Source organism: Kitasatospora mediocidica KCTC 9733, assembly GCF_000744225.1.
Lineage (GTDB): Bacteria > Actinomycetota > Actinomycetes > Streptomycetales > Streptomycetaceae > Kitasatospora > Kitasatospora mediocidica.
Window position 1 is genome coordinate 447,251 of record NZ_JQLN01000006.1, and the last position, 15,430, is coordinate 462,680.

At 71.9% G+C, this 15,430-nt stretch carries 17 protein-coding genes; 5 read left to right on the forward strand and 12 right to left on the reverse strand.

The window, feature by feature from the left end; genetic code table 11:
• Position 1: 1 nt before the first annotated feature.
• Genes BS80_RS28325 through BS80_RS28335 form a run of 3 tightly spaced genes read right to left on the reverse strand, consistent with a single transcriptional unit; the run spans position 2 to position 4,479 of the window.
• A complete protein-coding gene (locus BS80_RS28325) occupies positions 2-313 on the reverse strand; it encodes a hypothetical protein (RefSeq protein ID WP_035803429.1) in 312 nt (103 codons plus the stop codon).
• Positions 314-4,300: a DUF6531 domain-containing protein gene (locus BS80_RS28330; RefSeq protein WP_051967291.1), complete on the reverse strand. Its 3,987-nt coding sequence runs from the start codon at positions 4,298-4,300 to the stop codon at positions 314-316.
• Positions 4,297-4,479 carry a hypothetical protein gene (locus BS80_RS28335; RefSeq protein WP_035803431.1) on the reverse strand — a complete coding sequence of 61 codons (183 nt, stop codon included), beginning with the start codon at positions 4,477-4,479 and terminating at the stop codon, positions 4,297-4,299. Before BS80_RS28335 ends, BS80_RS28330 begins: the two co-directional genes overlap by 4 nt.
• Positions 4,480-4,720: 241 nt before the next feature.
• Here BS80_RS28335 and BS80_RS28340 point away from each other — a divergent pair, with 241 nt between their 5' ends.
• A complete protein-coding gene (locus tag BS80_RS28340) occupies positions 4,721-5,221 on the forward strand; it encodes a pyridoxamine 5'-phosphate oxidase family protein (RefSeq protein WP_035804139.1) in 501 nt (166 codons plus the stop codon).
• A gap of 22 nt (positions 5,222-5,243) precedes the next feature.
• On the opposite strand, the gene BS80_RS28345 is transcribed toward BS80_RS28340, so the two are convergent.
• Positions 5,244-5,648 carry a hypothetical protein gene (locus BS80_RS28345; RefSeq protein WP_051967292.1) on the reverse strand — a complete coding sequence of 135 codons (405 nt, stop codon included), beginning with the start codon at positions 5,646-5,648 and terminating at the stop codon, positions 5,244-5,246.
• Positions 5,649-5,765: 117 nt separating this feature from the next.
• Between BS80_RS28345 and BS80_RS38115 the strand changes: the two genes are divergently transcribed.
• Together BS80_RS38115 and BS80_RS28355 are read left to right on the forward strand one after the other, a co-directional pair.
• A complete protein-coding gene (locus tag BS80_RS38115) occupies positions 5,766-6,743 on the forward strand; it encodes a hypothetical protein (protein WP_051967293.1) in 978 nt (325 codons plus the stop codon).
• 55 nt (positions 6,744-6,798) lie between these two features.
• Positions 6,799-7,215: a hypothetical protein gene (locus tag BS80_RS28355; protein ID WP_035803435.1), complete on the forward strand. Its 417-nt coding sequence runs from the start codon at positions 6,799-6,801 to the stop codon at positions 7,213-7,215.
• Between the two features lie 23 nt (positions 7,216-7,238).
• Here the strand turns inward: BS80_RS28355 and BS80_RS38120 are convergent, their stop codons facing one another.
• The 8 genes from BS80_RS38120 to BS80_RS28395 form a co-directional block, all read right to left on the reverse strand.
• On the reverse strand, positions 7,239-7,805 hold the full coding sequence (locus BS80_RS38120; RefSeq protein ID WP_051967294.1) for a hypothetical protein: 567 nt from the start codon (positions 7,803-7,805) through the stop codon (positions 7,239-7,241).
• A 27-nt stretch (positions 7,806-7,832) separates the two neighbouring features.
• Positions 7,833-8,519 carry an alpha/beta fold hydrolase gene (locus tag BS80_RS28365; protein ID WP_035803437.1) on the reverse strand — a complete coding sequence of 229 codons (687 nt, stop codon included), beginning with the start codon at positions 8,517-8,519 and terminating at the stop codon, positions 7,833-7,835.
• Between the two features lie 89 nt (positions 8,520-8,608).
• Positions 8,609-9,148: a GNAT family N-acetyltransferase gene (locus tag BS80_RS28370; RefSeq protein ID WP_035803439.1), complete on the reverse strand. Its 540-nt coding sequence runs from the start codon at positions 9,146-9,148 to the stop codon at positions 8,609-8,611.
• A gap of 170 nt (positions 9,149-9,318) precedes the next feature.
• Positions 9,319-10,368 carry an SGNH/GDSL hydrolase family protein gene (locus BS80_RS28375; RefSeq protein WP_232246676.1) on the reverse strand — a complete coding sequence of 350 codons (1,050 nt, stop codon included), beginning with the start codon at positions 10,366-10,368 and terminating at the stop codon, positions 9,319-9,321.
• A gap of 368 nt (positions 10,369-10,736) precedes the next feature.
• Positions 10,737-11,297: a YceI family protein gene (locus BS80_RS28380; RefSeq protein ID WP_051967296.1), complete on the reverse strand. Its 561-nt coding sequence runs from the start codon at positions 11,295-11,297 to the stop codon at positions 10,737-10,739.
• Between the two features lie 31 nt (positions 11,298-11,328).
• Positions 11,329-11,586 (reverse strand): DUF6296 family protein, encoded by a 258-nt coding sequence (locus tag BS80_RS28385; protein ID WP_035803441.1) that lies wholly within the window; start codon positions 11,584-11,586, stop codon positions 11,329-11,331.
• Between the two features lie 33 nt (positions 11,587-11,619).
• Positions 11,620-11,964 (reverse strand): hypothetical protein, encoded by a 345-nt coding sequence (locus tag BS80_RS28390; RefSeq protein ID WP_157536646.1) that lies wholly within the window; start codon positions 11,962-11,964, stop codon positions 11,620-11,622.
• A gap of 144 nt (positions 11,965-12,108) precedes the next feature.
• Positions 12,109-12,897 (reverse strand): VOC family protein, encoded by a 789-nt coding sequence (locus tag BS80_RS28395; protein ID WP_035803445.1) that lies wholly within the window; start codon positions 12,895-12,897, stop codon positions 12,109-12,111.
• A 170-nt stretch (positions 12,898-13,067) separates the two neighbouring features.
• Between BS80_RS28395 and BS80_RS28400 the strand changes: the two genes are divergently transcribed.
• Complete coding sequence (locus BS80_RS28400) at positions 13,068-13,922, forward strand: SCO6745 family protein (protein ID WP_408607439.1); 855 nt, start codon at positions 13,068-13,070, stop codon at positions 13,920-13,922.
• Between the two features lie 625 nt (positions 13,923-14,547).
• Positions 14,548-15,309: a hypothetical protein gene (locus BS80_RS38125; protein ID WP_051967297.1), complete on the forward strand. Its 762-nt coding sequence runs from the start codon at positions 14,548-14,550 to the stop codon at positions 15,307-15,309.
• Positions 15,310-15,430 lie beyond the last annotated feature (121 nt).

The window sequence follows — 15,430 nt, forward strand, 5'->3', positions numbered from 1 at the left end:
GTCAGGCCGTCCTGGGGAGCGTCCAGGCCGGGGAGTCCGCCGGGGGCGCCGGGCGGGCCTGCCAAGCGGAGCGGTCGGCGGTGTCGTCCCAGAAGGGCACGTCGCCGTAGACGATGCCGTAGGCCCAGTACTCGTCCGACTCGTGGCACACCAGGTCGGGGTAGGGGGAGAAGGCGGTGTCCTGCCAGTAGGCGTTGATCCGGGCCACCGCCTCGGCCCGGTCCATCGAGAGGCTCTCCTGCATGAAGTCGGCGATCTCCGAGAAGAACTGATGCATTTCCGCATCCGCGTCGATGATGAATTCGCTGACCATTTAAAGAATCCCCACCAGTGATTGATCGAATAGAGAGGCGCCGCCCTGATGATGGATGGCTATCTGATGGCCACTCAGGCGCATCGGGATCTGTCGGTTGCGCAGGCTGTTCATGTTCATCAGCATCTTGCCCTCGACCAGATCATATCCGTGCATCCGGGTGCCGTTCCGGTCCGCCCGGTGATGGCGGATGAACTGTCCGAGCGCCGCGTCGTCGTCCGGACCGAACCGCCGCCCGGGCAGCGCGTCGAGCTGGTCCTTCGGGACTCTGAAGTGAAGGACCGCGGGGTCCTCCCCGCGCCGCTGGCCGATCATGCGGGACCACTGCTCGGCCTGCCTGCGGTCGTTGGTGACGTAGAAACCGCCGTGCCCGAAGTCCATCGGGCGGGGGCTGACGTTGGGATTGATGCCCCGGCTGACGATGTTGTCCGCACCCGACCTGGTCGTCCCGTGGTAGAGGTCGACCATCTCCGGGTCGAGGCCGAGCGGGTCGGCCCCGACGAGCGGGTTGGGGACGTAGCCGTAGGGGTTGTCCGCAGCGGACAGGCCCAGCGGATCGGGGCTCAGGTAACGGGCGCTCGTCGGGTCGTAGTAGCGGAACAGGTTGTAGTGCAGGCCGGTCTCGCGGTCCAGGTACTGGCCCGGGAAGCGCAGCGGGCAGTCGTCCGGACCCACGGGCTGGGGCGATTCGCGGCCCGTGGCGCTGTCCCGGCCCCAGATGGTGCCGCGGCGGCGCCACGAGACGACGCCACTCTCGTCGACCAGCTCGGTCGGCGCGCCGGCCAGGTCGGTCACGATCGCGTGGAAGCGCCGGTTGATTTCCTCCTGGGCGAGCCCGTGCTCCAGCCGGTCGAGCTGGGTCAGCGCGAGCTGGCCCCCGACGCTCCAGTCCCAGGTCGTCGTCCGGTGCTCGGCCGTGCCCGCCCGGGTGTGCCGCTGCTCGGCCAGGTGGGCGCCGTCCCAGCTGAAGGTGGTCTCCTCCAGGACGCTCGCGCCGTCGGCGGTCAGGTGCCGCTTGGCCGTGCGTCGGCCGAGCGCGTCGTAGCGGTAGCACCAGAGCGTGCCGTCGGGCACCGTCACCTGGATCAACTGGTCGTGGCTGTCCCACTGGTAGTGCCAGGTGAGGCGGCCACCGGAGAGCAGTCGACGGGTCTCCCGGACGATCCGGCCCTGGCCGTCGTAGTCGTAGGAGGTCCGCCCGGCGGTGCGCAGCAGCCCCCGTGCGTCCAGCTCGGCCGGTGCGGCCGGCTCCCCCGTCCCCGCCCCTGATACGGGCGTCGGCCCGCCGCTCACGTTGCCCAACTGGTCGTAGGCGTAGCGCTCGGACCAGTTCGCCCCCGTCACGGCCGTGACCCTCGCCCGCGCGTCGAGCTGGTAGGCGACCGGTCCGTGCACGCTGTCGGTGCTGCCGACGGGCATCCCGTCGGCCTGGTAGCCGAACGACCGCTGCGCGACGTTCTGCCCGCCGGCTGTCAGGGACAGGCCGGTCAGCCGGTCCATGGCGTCCCAGCCGCGGTGCACCGCGGCCTCGCCGAAGCGGCGCACCGTCTCGCGGCCCAGGGCGTCGTAGTCGAAGGCCAGCGTGCCCGACGCGGTGCTCAGGCTGGTCGGTTGGCCGGCCGCGTCGTACGTCCAGCGGCTCTCCACCCCGGCCGGCGTGCGGCGCAGCACGCGCTGCCCGGACAGGTCGTACCCGTGGGTGAGTTCGGCGCCGTCGTACTCCTCGGCCACCGTCCGTCCGGCCGCGTCGTAGCGGTAGCGCAGCAGGCCGGTGCCGTTGTCGGCCTCCAGGAGCCGGCCCGCGGCGTCGTACCCGAAACGGATGGTCTGCTCGGCGGCCGCCAGTTGGACGGTGCGTCCGCGCAGGTCCCTGGTGAACGTCACGCTCTGGCCGGCGCCGTTGGTGCGCGCGACCAGCTGCCCGGTCAGGTCGCGGGTGTAAGTGATGGTGCGTCCGGTGAAGTCGGTCTCGGCGACCAGTGCGCCGACCGCGTCGTAGCGGTAGGTCCACCGAGCCCCGGCCGGATTGGTGACGGCCGTCAGTTGCAGCTGGGTGTCGTAGGTGAAGGTGTAGCGCGTGCCGTCGTGCTCGGTGCGGGCGGCAAGCCGTCCGAAGTACGTGTACGCGTACCGGGTGCGCGCACCGGAGGCGTCCAGGTGCTCGACCAGGTTGCCGTCGGCGTCGTACGTCCACTCCTGGCGGCCGCCCTCGGCGTCCACCTGCCAGGCCGGGCGACCCTCGATCGTCCAACCGTAGGTGGTGACCCCGCCCAGCGGGTCGGTGACCGACACCTCGCGCCCGAAGGCGTCGCGGGTGCAGTGGGTGACCGCGCCGAGCGGGTCGGTGACGGACAGCAGCAGGCCCGCCGGGTTCGTGCTCACCTGGGTCCGGCTGCCGAGCGGGTCGGTGGTGGAGCGCGGTTCGCCCCGCTCGCCGTGGGCGTAGGTGGTGCGGGCGCCGAGCGGGTCGACCTTGGCCGTCAGGTTCCCGCGCTCGTCGTAGCTGTAGCCCCAGCGGGTGCCGTCCAGGGCGACGAGGTCGACCATGCGGTGCGAGTCGTCGTACCCGGCGGTGCTGACGGTGCCGTCGGGCAGGGTGCTGCGGGTCAGGTTGCCGTCGGCGTCGTAGTCGAAGGCGGTGACGGCGCCCAGCGGGTCGGTCCGGGACAGCAGCCGCCCGTAGCGGTCCCAGGAGGTGGCGGCGACCGCGCCGTTGGGGGCGCTCTCGCGGACCGTCCGCCCGTACTCGTCGAGCTCGAACACGGTGGCGTGGCCCAGCGAGTCGGTCACCGTGGTGGTGCGGCGCTCCGTGTCGTAGGAGAAGACGGCATCCAGGAAGCCGCCGTCGCCGCGCGTCTGCACGCAGCGTCCGGCGCGGTCGTAGAGGTAGCGGTACTGGTGCCCGGCACGGTTCGTCCAGCCGGTGATCCGGGCGGACGTGTCGTAGGTGTAGCGCAGCGGCAGGCCGGAGGAGTCGGTGACGGCGTCGAGGTTGCCGTCGCCGTCGTAGCCGAACGCGACCAACGGGATCTCCTCGACGCTCCCGTCACCCGCGCGGTCGTCGAGCAGGGTGAGTGCGGTGATCCGCTTGCCGGTGGTCGCGACTGCCACCCGGTAGCCGGCGGTGTGCCGGACCTCGTACGGGATGCCGTCGGCGGTGTGCAGGATCTCGATCCTGTTGCCGTTGCGGTCGGTTATCGCCGTGAGCGGCAGCTGCAGCGAGCCGGCCTCGCGCGCGTGCGGCCCCTGCGCACCGGACGGCGCGCCGAAGTGCCAGCTCGTGCCGGTGTGCGGATCGGTGACCCGCAGGGTGCCGCCCGGCGCGCCGTCCCAGCGCAGCGGCCAGCGCGGGCCCTCGGTCGGCACGACCTCCGCGCCGACCTGTGGGACGGGGTAGCTGAGGAGCATTCCGTCCTCGGCGGCGAAGACCACGCCCGCGTCGTCGAGTTCCAGCCGCTGGTCCAGTGTGGAGGCCCACGAGCGGCCGAACCAGCCACCGCACCGGTAGGACGACACATGGGTGCGGGACAGCACCAGCGCGAGCACGCCGGGCAGCGCGAGGTCGACGGCGGAGAGCACCATGTCCCCGGAGGCGATGTCGACCGGGTCGCTCTTGGTGGTGCGCTTGGTCGCGGGCGTGGCGGTCTTCTTCGGGTCCTCCGCGTCGTTGCGCAGCTTGGGCGGGGTCGGCTTGGGGACCTCGGAACCGGACGGCTTGATCTGCAGCGGCTTGTTCCAGGCGTTCGGCGGCGGGCCGGGCTTGGGCTCCGACGGCTTCGGGACATCGCTCGCGCCCTTGGGCCTCTTGAGTGCGGCGAGGTCCTCGACCGTGCCCGCCTCCTTCTTCGCCGTGGTCTCGGCGACGGCCGTGGCGCCCTTGTGGGTGTCCGTGAGGATCTTGCGGTACGAACCCGCGAAGTCCGTGGCCAGGCCCTCCCCGGCCTTCTTGGCGACGTCCTCGAGGGCCTTGGTGATCTGCTTGCTCATGTGAAGCTCAACCCCGCGATGTTCCCCGAGAAGGTCTCGGTCCGGCCCGTGACGTCCTGGGCGTGTGGGGCCGGCACCTGGGCGGCGAACGCCTGTACCGAGCCCGGCGTCCCCTGCGGCCGGTCGACGCCGGCGGACTGCGGGAACTGCACGACTTCATCCAGTAGTTCGATCGCCATCCAGCGCTCAACCCCGATCTGCCCGACATGCCCCTACGCGACCAGCATGTCTGAGCGCACACCTGATCACATATCGGATGCAGGTATCAACCTGGCGCGGTCGCCCGTGCGCCGAACCCCTCGCGGCCGGGCCTGGCCAGGGCGCTCGGCTCGAAGGCCCGCGACTTCCTCCACCCACCATCTGCCGGTCGGTCTAAGCTGGCAGGGACGGGTGCACGACCGCTGGAAGGTGGGTCCGACCATGCAGCCGAGCGCGATCTGCGAGGTGCTGAGCCGTCCGCTCAGCCGCGAACTCCTGGCCCGTGACCTGGCCCGGCTGGCCTATGTCGCCGAGGACGGCACCCCCCGAGTCATCCCGATCGGCTTCCTCTGGAACGGTTCGCAGTGCGTCATGTGCACGGCGAAGAACGCCCCGAAGCTCCCGGCGCTGCGCCACAACCCGATGGTCGCGCTGACCATCGACACCGAGGTGCACCCGCCGAAGATCCTGCTCATCCGCGGCCGGGCCGAGCTGGAGGTCGTGGAGGGCATCCCGGACGAGTTCCTCACGATGAACGGCACGTACACGATGACGCCCGAGCAGCGGGTCGAGTGGGAGGCCGGCGTCCGCTCGCTCTACGACGGCATGGTCCGGATCGTCGTGACCCCGACCTGGGCGAAGCTGATCGACTTCGAGACGACCCTCCCGAGCGCGGTCGAGGAGCTGGTCCGGCAGCAGGAGGAGCGTCAGCGCAGTGCCTGAGCGCCATGCGGCTGCCGTGCGGCTACGGCGCGGAGCCCGACGGGGACGGTGAGGGCGCGGCGGCCGAACTGCCGCTGACGAAGAGGGATTCGGCGCAGGTGGCCGGGGCGGACTCGTCGGGCGGCGTGCCGGGCCTGCGGCAGGCCACGGTCAGGACGATCTTGCTCTTCGGCGGCGCCTGGATCTGGGTGACCCAGTGGCTGGGGTAGTCGCGGAAGTTCTCCAGCGCCAGTGAGGTGACCTGCTGACCGTTGATGCTCACGGTCAGGGTGCCCTCGTCGCCCTGGGGCGCGTCGGCGACGATGTCGGTGATCAGCAGCAGGCTGCCGTCCGGGACCTGGAAGGTGGCGCTGCTCTGCTTGCCCGGGCTGACCGCGGTGTCCAGCCGGGTGGAGAACTGCCCCTGGACCGCCTGGCCGCCCGCCATACCGCCTGCGGCGCCCCCGGCGCCCCCGGGGCCGGTGGCGGGTCCGCCGCCCGCTGCGAGCGCCGCCGCCGCTGCCGCCGCTGACGACGACGCCGAGGGCGAGGCCCCGCCGCCGGGGTGGGAGCCGGGCTTCGCGGGCGCCCCGCCGCCGCCCCCCGGCGGCGTCGACGCGGCGGCGTCGACGCGGCGGCCTGCGAGGCCTGCGCCGCCTGCGAGTTGACGGCTGCCACCACCGCCGCCTTGACCTGGGTGTCGACCGACTGCCGGGTGGCCCGCGAGATCATCGGCCGCTTCCTGGCGTCGGGCAAGGACGTCGCCTTCACCACGGCGGCGTTCATCGCCGAACTGGTCATGCGGCTGACCCTCGTCAAGTACATGGGATACGTGAACAGCGAGGAGAGCCCCTACCGGTACGACTTCGCCGCAGACCGCTGGACGATGCCGCCCACCTGGAAGAACGTGCCCGGCCTGGACTCCGACGACGAGCGGAACGACACGGTGGCCTTCGCCCCCAAGATCCCCGACAAGAGCTACGAGGCGGTGGTCGACCTCTTCAGCCGTGCACCCTCGGAGAGTTACTACGCGGACTGCTCGACGACCATCGTGGCGCTCCACTACCGCGCGCTGGCCGAGGCCCTGGAGAAGAACGCGTTCAACCGCACGTTCGCCGGCAAGGTCGCCACCGCCCCGGCGGGGGTCCAGACCGGCAACGCGGAGGGAGAGTTCGACGATCCGCCGATCACCGGCCTGGTCACGCTCATCCCGGGCCGGGACATCGCGTCCCTGGACGAGCTGCTGCCGGGCGACTGGGTGTACTTCGAGAACTATCCCGACTACGACGAGACCCACAAGGGTCCGTCTGCCGTCTGGGCGGGCGAGCACGCCGTCTACATGGGCAACGGGGAGTACCAGGGCTTCGGCGTCGAACGGCAGCCGTACGACGCGATGGTGAAGAAGATGATCGACAACTACAACGGCCAGGGGATCAAGCCGGGCGTCAAGGCGAGGAGCGCCGTCGAGGACCACTCCGGCAGCATCGGGAAGAGCATCCCCGGCATCACCGAGGTGCGGCGACTGAAGAACCCCGTGGAATGACGGTGCCCCCGGACACCGGGTGCAGCGCATCCCGCGCCCGCGATACGGTGGGGCGATGACACCGGACGAGGTCCTGCGCGCCCTGGCGGCACTCGAAGCGGCCTGGAGGCAGGACGACACGGCACTCGCCGCACTGGCCCAACGGGGCAGGGACGAGCCCACGTTGCCCGTCCTGCTGGCCGACTACGGCAACCTCACCCTGCGCGCCCTGCTCACCCTCGCGTTCGGCGACGACGGCCAAGTGTCGCCCGAGGAACTGGAGCAGCGCCTGCAAGCGGACGTCACCGCCCGGATGTGCACCTCCCTCGGCCGCACCCTGACCACCTGGGCCGCCACCGCACCCGACGAGGCCTCCGGCGACATCGCCCGCGCCGTCCTCGACGCCATCCTCAACTTCACCGCGGGCCCGGTCGAGGACAACGTGCTCCCGCTGCTCACCGCCCTGCGTGCCACCGCCCTGGACGGCGACTGAAGCTTGTCAGGTCGGGACGGTCCTCAGCCGCCCGACAGCGCCCGGCGCAGCACGTCCAGCACCTCGGCCTCGGGGAACCTGGTCAGCGCCGCGGCCTCGGCACCGGCCAGGACCTCGGCCAGCTCCTGCGGGTCCGCCGCGCGGGCCAGTGTGGTCACCCAGTCCGCCAGCCCGGCCACGTCGTCCGGCAGGCCGGTCGGCAGCGTGCCCGCGTACGGCGCGGCAGCCCGGCGGCGCTCGCGCCGGAGCGCGCGCGGGACCCCGCGCTCTGCCAGGGCGGCCGGCGACGTGGCAGCGGGCGCGGGTAGCGGCGCGGGCGGGGCCGGCGGTGCCTCCGGCCGCTGGGCGCGGGCCGGCACGGGGAGGCCGTCGCTGGCGTACCGGCCCGGCGGCAGCCCGACCTTGCCCGGGTGCACGCAGACCGGCACCCGGCCGACGACGGTGTAGCGGTACCCGTCGGCCGGGTCGAACGCGCACTCCGGCGTGGGCCGCTCGAAGACGTCGAACCCGCCGCCCGGCAGGCGCGCCGATGGGCAGAACCAGCAGACCTCCTGGTCGTCGGTCTCATCCACGAACGGTTCGCTCTCCACCCCCGCACCCTACCGGCGGCCGCCCGACTACCGTGCCTGACCGCCGCAGATCAGCTCGGCGAGCTCCACCGGCCGGCTGAGCGCGACCAGGTGCCCGCCGGGCAGCTCCTCCAGGGCGATGCCCAGCCGTTCCCCGACGATCCGGCGCTGGAACTCCAGGGGGAGGAACCGGTCGTCACGGCCCTGCAGGAACCGGGTGGGGACGTCGGGCCACTCCCGCAAGGGCCACGGCTGGGCGAAGACCGCCGCCGAGGGGCCGCCGACCTCGGCCGCGAGCGCCTCCTCGGTCACCTCGGCCGGGACGTCGTGGAAGAAGTCGACCCGCACGTCGAACGCCGGGTCCGGCCCCCGCCCGTCGAGCACGGCCTTCGCCGAACGCGCCGCGCCCTGACCCGTGTTGCCCCACCACTGCCCGGCGCTCTCGCCATAGGTGGGGACCATGGCGTTGACCAGGATCAGCTGTTCCACCGGCACACGCTCGCAGACCAGCGGCGCGCTGAACCCCGCGAGCGACTGCGCCACCACCACCAGCCCGCCGCGCCGCTCGCCGATCGCCTGGACAACGGTGTCGGCGTACTCGGAGAGCCCGGCGGAGTCGTCCTGCGGGAGGTCGAACGTGACCACCTCGTGCCCGCGCGCCCGCAACTCGGGGACCGTCCGGTGCCAGTACCACGCGCGGCCGTCAGCGCCGGGGACGAGGACGTAGGTTGCCACGTGAGCCTCCATCGACAGGTGTACGGCGACGCTACCAACCCACCCGGCCCGAACGGTCCCGCCGCGCCCGCGCCCGTGTCCGCCGCGCCTCAGGCCCTCGAACCGCGCGACATCCGGTAGAGCACGTTGCGCCGCAGCGGCCCCTCGGGCGCGCCCGGGTCCTCGAAGTCGTCGGCGGGGTCGCAGGTCATGCCGAGCCGGCACATCACCGCCTGGGAGCGCAGGTTGCCGGCGGTCGTCACCGCGACGATCTCGGGCAGTCCGAGGGTCTCGAAGCCGAAGGCCAGACTCGCCCGCCCGGCCTCGGTGGCGTAGCCGTGGCCCCAGGCCGAGCGAGCCAGCCGCCAGCCGACCTCGACCCCGCCGAACGGCATCTCCTCGTCCACCAGGTCCAGGCCGGCGAATCCGACGAACTCACCGGAGGCGATCGCCTCGACCGCCCACCAGCCGTACCCCCGCTCGTCGAACTCGGCCTGGAAGCGCTCCACCGAGGCGTCGCTCTGCTCCCGCGTCAGCAGGTCCCCCAGGTGCTCGCGGACCGCGGGATCGGCGTTCATCGCCGCCCAGGGTTCGAGGTCGGACTCCCGCCAGCGGCGGAGGACGAGGCGGTCGGTGCGCAGTTCGGACATGCTGCCAAGCTAACGCCCGGAAGGGCCGCCGTGTCGACCCGTTTTCGCGGCGGCGCTATTCGGTGCAGTGCTTTCTGTCCATTCGGTAAGAGAATTCCCTCGGGACAGTTTAGGTATTCCACCGCGGCTGTGCGGACCACGCGATCCGCACAGCCGTCTCGACCGGTGGATCAGCGGCCCGCGCCCGTGGCGATCGCGCGCAGCGGTTCGAGGGCAGCGGCCACCTGCTGGGCCTGGTTGTCCGCTCCGGAGGCGTTCGGGTGCACGAAGGTGCAGGACTCGCCGGTGCCCGGGATCTCCTTGCAGAGCCCGGCCGGCGGGTCGGTCTGGTCACCGTCCCCCGTGAGGTTGTCCTTCACCCCGTACATCCACTTCTGGTCACCGCTCGCGCAGACCCCGTGGTCGACGCTGGAGGTGTAGGTGTCGACGTACGTCGCGCCGTGCAGGTCGGCCTGACGCTTGATCAGATCGTTTAGCCGGCGCTCCAGACCGTCCAGCCAGGGCATGTCGCCCTTGGCGACGGTGCCGAGCTGGTGGAAGTTGCCCCACGAGCAGCCGCTGTTCTGGGCGACGATGGCCGGGTAGCCGACGAGCGCGACCTTGGCGTTCGGCGCCCGGACCCCGATCTCGTCCATCATCTGGCCGAACTCGGCGTCGAGTCGGTTGAATTGTGCGGCCAGCCAGGCCTGGCCCTCGCCCTGGGTGTAGTGCTTGGTGCAGGGGCTCCCGAAGCCGATCGTGGCGGCGCCGCGCTCCAGGCACTGGGTGACGATCGTGCCGAAGCCGAGGGAGTTTCCGCCGATCCCGACACTCACGACGTCGGTGCCGGGGGAGAGGGCGTCGAGTTGGGCGGGCTTGGCCGGCCAGCCGCCCTCGGGCGGCGTCGAGGGCGGCCCGAGGAGCTTGTTGGACGGCTGCGGCTGCAGGATCCCGTCCCGCACTTCGGCCGCGCCGCAGGTGACATCGGTGAGATCCAGCCCCAACTGCGTGGCGACCTGGTGGGGGTAGTTGCGGAACGATCGCCCACAGCCGTCGTTGTCGTCCCACGGCCGGACGAAGACGTTGGCACTGTACGAGTCGCCCATCGCGACGTAGCTGAGTGGCTGTTCCTCGGCAGCGCGCGCCGCCGAGACGGGGCCGAGGGCGGACAGGGTTGCGGCGAATGCGGTGGCCACGGCGAGCGAAGCCCGTACGGTGGCGGGCATGCGAAGTCGGGACATGTGATTGGCCTTTCGTGCAAGTACCGATCAATGTCACGAAAAGTAGCCAGGCCCGCACTTTGGGTCAAGAAGTTCGTGTAATGACCCATTCCAAAGAGTGAGCACCATCGGGCAAAACTCGAACGTCCGGAATTTTTGCCGAGTCAGCGTTAATCGACCGCGCCACGCCCGGAATCAGCGAGCGGGAACAGCGCGCTGAGGCGGGGGATTCATCGGGCGGTCTCGGCCGCGTCCCGGGTGTCCCATCGCTCGTCGTTCGGATCGGGGTCGCACGGGAAGTCGAGCCCGAGGCCGGTCGCTCTGCTGACGGCAGCCCTCGATCAGGGCCCAGAAGGAATCGTCGTCCATGGGCTCACCCTGGCAGGCCGCTACGACAATCCGATTCCTGCTCCCTGGCGGGTGAAGCGGGCGTCGACGGTGATCGTGGCCGGGCCCTTGATCATGCCGACCTTGTTCCAGATGAGCCCGAAGTCGGCCCGGTCGACTTTCAGCTCCGCTGTCAGCGTCACCACGTCGGCGCCGGCCTCCGCCGCGTGGGCGGTGAAGCTCATCGCCTTGGTCGTACCGCGCACGGTGAGGGTGCCGTCCACGGTGGCGGAGTCCGCGGTGGTCGCGGTGACGCTTCGTGCGTCGAAGACCAGCTGTGGGTGGGCCTGTACGTCGAAGAAGTCGGCGGAGCGCAGGTGGGTGTCGCGCTTGGCGTTCCCGGTGTCCAGGGACGCGGCGTCGATGACCAGCCTGCCGTGCGCCGAGCCGTCGGCCGACAACTCGCCGTGCCCGCTGATCACGCCGAACTCCCCCCGGACGGCGACCAGTCCCCACATGGCGCTGTGCCGGAACAGGACGGTGGACTCGGCCGGGTCGAGCACCCACTGCCCGGGGGCGAGAGCGGTGAGCGCGATGCGGGGGGAGCCTTGGGGACTGCTCATGGGCATGCCTCTCGTCAGGTCCTGCCGGGCTTTAGCGTGGACGGGCGACGACCCCTTGCGCAAGGTCCTGGTGCCCACCGGTGGCCAGCATCCTGACCTCTCCTCGGTCGCTGATCTCGGCCCGGACGATGCCGCTGCTGTCGACGTAGACGGGATGGCCGCCGGGTCCCAGCGTGCCGGTGAGGTCGACCACGACGACGTCCTCGCGGCCCTCGGGCGGGTCCTCGGCGGGACCGCCGGATTCTGCGGCCGATCGAGTGAAGATCAACTCATACTGCTGAGTACTCATCGGGCTCTCCCAACTATTCCGGCGGGGGCTGCCTCACTCCAGGGGCCGGGGCGGGGTGGCCGGGTCCCAGGTCTCGGGCCAGCCGGGCAGGCGGATGAACGTGTCCCGGGCCTGCACCAGGCCGTTCAGGGGTCCGGCCGCCGTCCCCGGGATGCCGCTCGCGATCAGCTGCTGCGCCTGCTCGACCGCCCGGGCGTAGTCCTCGTCCGGGGTGATCCAGGTTTCCCGACTGTGGTCGGCTGCCACCACATGCAGCACGCCGTAGGAGCCGTGGCCGGGATCCAGGTCAAGACGCTCACAGACCCGGCGGTAGTTGTCCGCACCGCCGGTGGTCTCGGGTTTCCAGGTGAACCTTGCCACCAGTCGTATTCCGCCCATGCGTCCATCGTGCGATGCGCCGGGCCGGCGCGCAGGCCGGGCGCCGGGGACGGAGACCGCAACGCGAAGGGCCGGCGGTGTCGGCTGGAGCGCCGATACCGCCGGCCCGATGCCGTAGCCCGGCCGGGAGCCGCTGGACACGGCCTACGGCATCTCGGGACCGGTCGCGTTGATGAGGGCGAACGTGGCGCCCTGCGGGTCCTGGACGACGGCCATCCGGCCCGCGATCATGTCGAACGGCGGCTTGAGGACGTTGCCGCCGGCGCGGACCAGCGCGTCGACCGTGCTGTCGGTGTCGTCGACCGAGAAGTACGCGAGCCAGTGCGGGGGCGTGCCGGGCGGGAGCTGGCCGAGCCCCTGCATGCCGCCGACCACGCGCCCGCCCGCGCTGAGCGAGAAGTAGCCCTCCGCGCCCTCCATGGGGGCGGCCTCCACGCCGAGGGCGGCGGAGCAGAAGGTCGCGGCGGCGGCGGGGTCGCCGCTGAGGAGCTCGTTCCACACCACCGAACCGGGCTCGTTGACCACCTCCGCGCCGTGGAAGTCCTTGGCCTCCCACAGCCCGAACACGGCACCGCTGGGTTCGGCCACGATGGCCATCCGGCCCAGGGTCATCACGTCCATCCCCGGCATGAGCACCGTGCCGCCCGCGCGGGTGACCGCCTGTTCGGTGGCGTCCGTGCTGGCGGTGGCCAGGTAGGTGGTCCAGGCGGTCGGCGGGGTCGGGCCGCCGTCGGGTGCCATCGCGGTCATGATGCCGGCGACGGCCTTGCCGTTCAGCTGGCAGACCGCGTATCCGCCGGTCTCGGGCGGACCGACCTCGCCCTGCCAGCCGAAGAGGTCGCGGTAGAAGTCGAGGGCGGCCTGCTGGTCGGGGACCATGAGGTCGAGCCAACAGGGTGTGCCGGGCGTGTAAGGACCGGTGACGACGGGCATGGCAGCAGCCTCCAGGGCAGTACGACGGCCCCCCATGACCACCACTGTGGGCACCCGGAGCTTTCCCGCGCCACCGGCACTGGCCCGTCCGAGCCTGCCGGTCCCAGCCCGATGGCGCCCGCCACCCCGGCCGGTACGTCACGACGGGTCAACCCTCTACGCTGGGCGGCATGATGTCCACGGTCGGCAGGCGCTGCTACAACGCTCTCAGTCCGCTGCATTCCCTGATCTACTTCGCGCCCGAGGCCGAGGCCGAGTTCACGGCGCTCGGGCTCCGGGCGGGCGGCATGAGCTACCTCGCGGGCCGGGCGGCGGCGATGGGAGCGGTCGGCGCGGGCACCGTGGCCGCCACGTTCTACAACTTCAACCCCAGCCTGGTCGCCCGCCACATCCCCCGGGCCTGGGACCTGGCCGCACCTGGCGATGTCCTGGACGCCCGGCTGCGGGCCGCCGACCGCGCACTGCGCCGGGTGCTCGGCGACGGCGTGGCCGCCGACCCCGCCGTCGCCGAGGCGGCCCGGCTGGCGCTGACCGCCGCACAGGGGTGCTCCGCCGCCGGCCGGCCGCTGTACGCCGCCCACGCGGACCTGCCGACACCCGAGGAGCCGCACCTGGCCCTCTGGCACGCGAGCACGCTCCTGCGCGAGCACCGCGGCGACGGTCACCTGGCCGCGCTCGCCGCTGCCGAACTCGACGGCCTGGACGCCCTGATCACCCACACCGCCTCGGGCCGGGGCTTCACCGCCGACTTCGCCCGGACCAGTCGCGGCTGGTCCGAGTCCGAGTGGGACGCCGCTGGGCAGCGCCTGCGGGAGCGGGGACTGCTGGACGGCGACGGCGCCCTCACCGAGGCGGGCACCGGGCTGCGCCGCGAGGTCGAGGACACCACGGACCGCCTCGCCCGTGCTCCCTACGAACACCTGGGCGAGGCGGAGAGCGTACGACTGACCGGGATCGCCCGTGCGCTGAGCGCGACCGCGCTGGCCAACGGCGCCTTCCCGGCCGAGGTGTTCGCCCAGGCGTGACGACGCCGGGCAGCACCGGGCCGGGCACCCCGACGGGTGTCCGGCCCGGTTCGGTACAACTGCGGTACAACTGCCCTACGACTGCGGCGGGTCAGCGCTTCAGCACTGGGGCCGCCGACCGTGGTTGGCCGCGTGCTTGCGGCGTCCCTTCTTCTTGCGGCGTCGCTTCGATGACATGGCCACTCCTCTCGCCGCGGTGCTTGCGCACCCGTCCTCCACGGTTCCACATCGTCGTCCCATCGGCGCGTTGTCCACCGGGCCCGCGTAGCGGTGACCCGAGAACGCCGAAGGTCCCGTCCGATCGGAGCGATCGGACGGGACCTCGTCCCGGCGTCGACGTGCCGGGCCTGCGCTGCACCCCCGTGACAGCGCAGACCCGGGTGATCGACGAGCGGTTCGGGCGGGCGGACAGGTGGGTGGACGAACACGCGTCCGCCGCCAAGGCCGGGCCGCGGCCCGGGCGTTCACACCATCCGGTGGACCTGGAGGTGTGGATATGATCGTGCAGATCCGAACCACGCGCTGTCAACCCCGCTAGATCCCGGCCGGTGGACGGCCCGGCGTGTCTAGTGGAGTAGATCCGGTCGCGCGAGGTTCTCGCGGCCCAGGGGAGGGAGTCAGGTCCATGGGGGAGAGCACACCCGCCGCCGGCGGTGGGACCATCGCAGCTCAGCTGGACTACCTGATCAGGACCGGCTACCCGGACGGCAGGGGACCCGGCGACTACCACGGGATCGCCCGGGCCAGTCACGCGTACGCGGCCGTGCACGGAGGTCCGACGATCAGTCACCAGGCTGTGCTGAACATCCGAAAAGGCGCGGTGACCAATGTGGGCGTGAACAGCCTGCAGGCCCTGGCCAACGTCTACGGCGTCCCCGTCACGTACTTCTTCGAACGCGGACCGGACGGCCTGCTCGCGACCCCGGCCCCCGAGCCCGCCGGCGCCGACTCCGACGCCGACTCCGGGGGCAGAACGCCCCCGGCCGACGTGGTGATCGGCCGCCTGCTGACCCTGCTGAGCGCGGTGCAGCCCAGAGGCCGGGCGCCGCGGACCGACGAGGAGCTGGTCGAGGCGATCCGGGCCAGGGGCGGCCGGATCACGCTCGGGTGTCTCGCCTCGCTGCGCGCCGAGCTGTGGGACGAGGGACTTCGCCGGCGGCTGTCCGACTTCGCCGCCGCCGTCGGCGTGCCGGCCGACTACCTGTTCGTCGACGAGGAGGCCGCCGCCCTGGTGGCGGAGGACCTCGCGCTGCTGAGCGCGTTCAAGGAGGTCGGGGCCCGCAAGGTGGCGATGCGCAGGGTCGCCGAGCTGGACGACGAGGGGATCCGCGCGCTGGGTCCGATGCTCGAACTCCTCAGCAACGTCGGCAAGCGGCAGCGGATGTAGCCGCCGGACCGTCCTGTCGGGGCGTCAGCCGTCCGGTCGGGCGGGGCGGCGGCCAGGCCATCACCGAGCACGGGGGCTCTTGTGGCGTTTGTTCGTTGGCAGCGTCCTGCTGCCGGAGCGG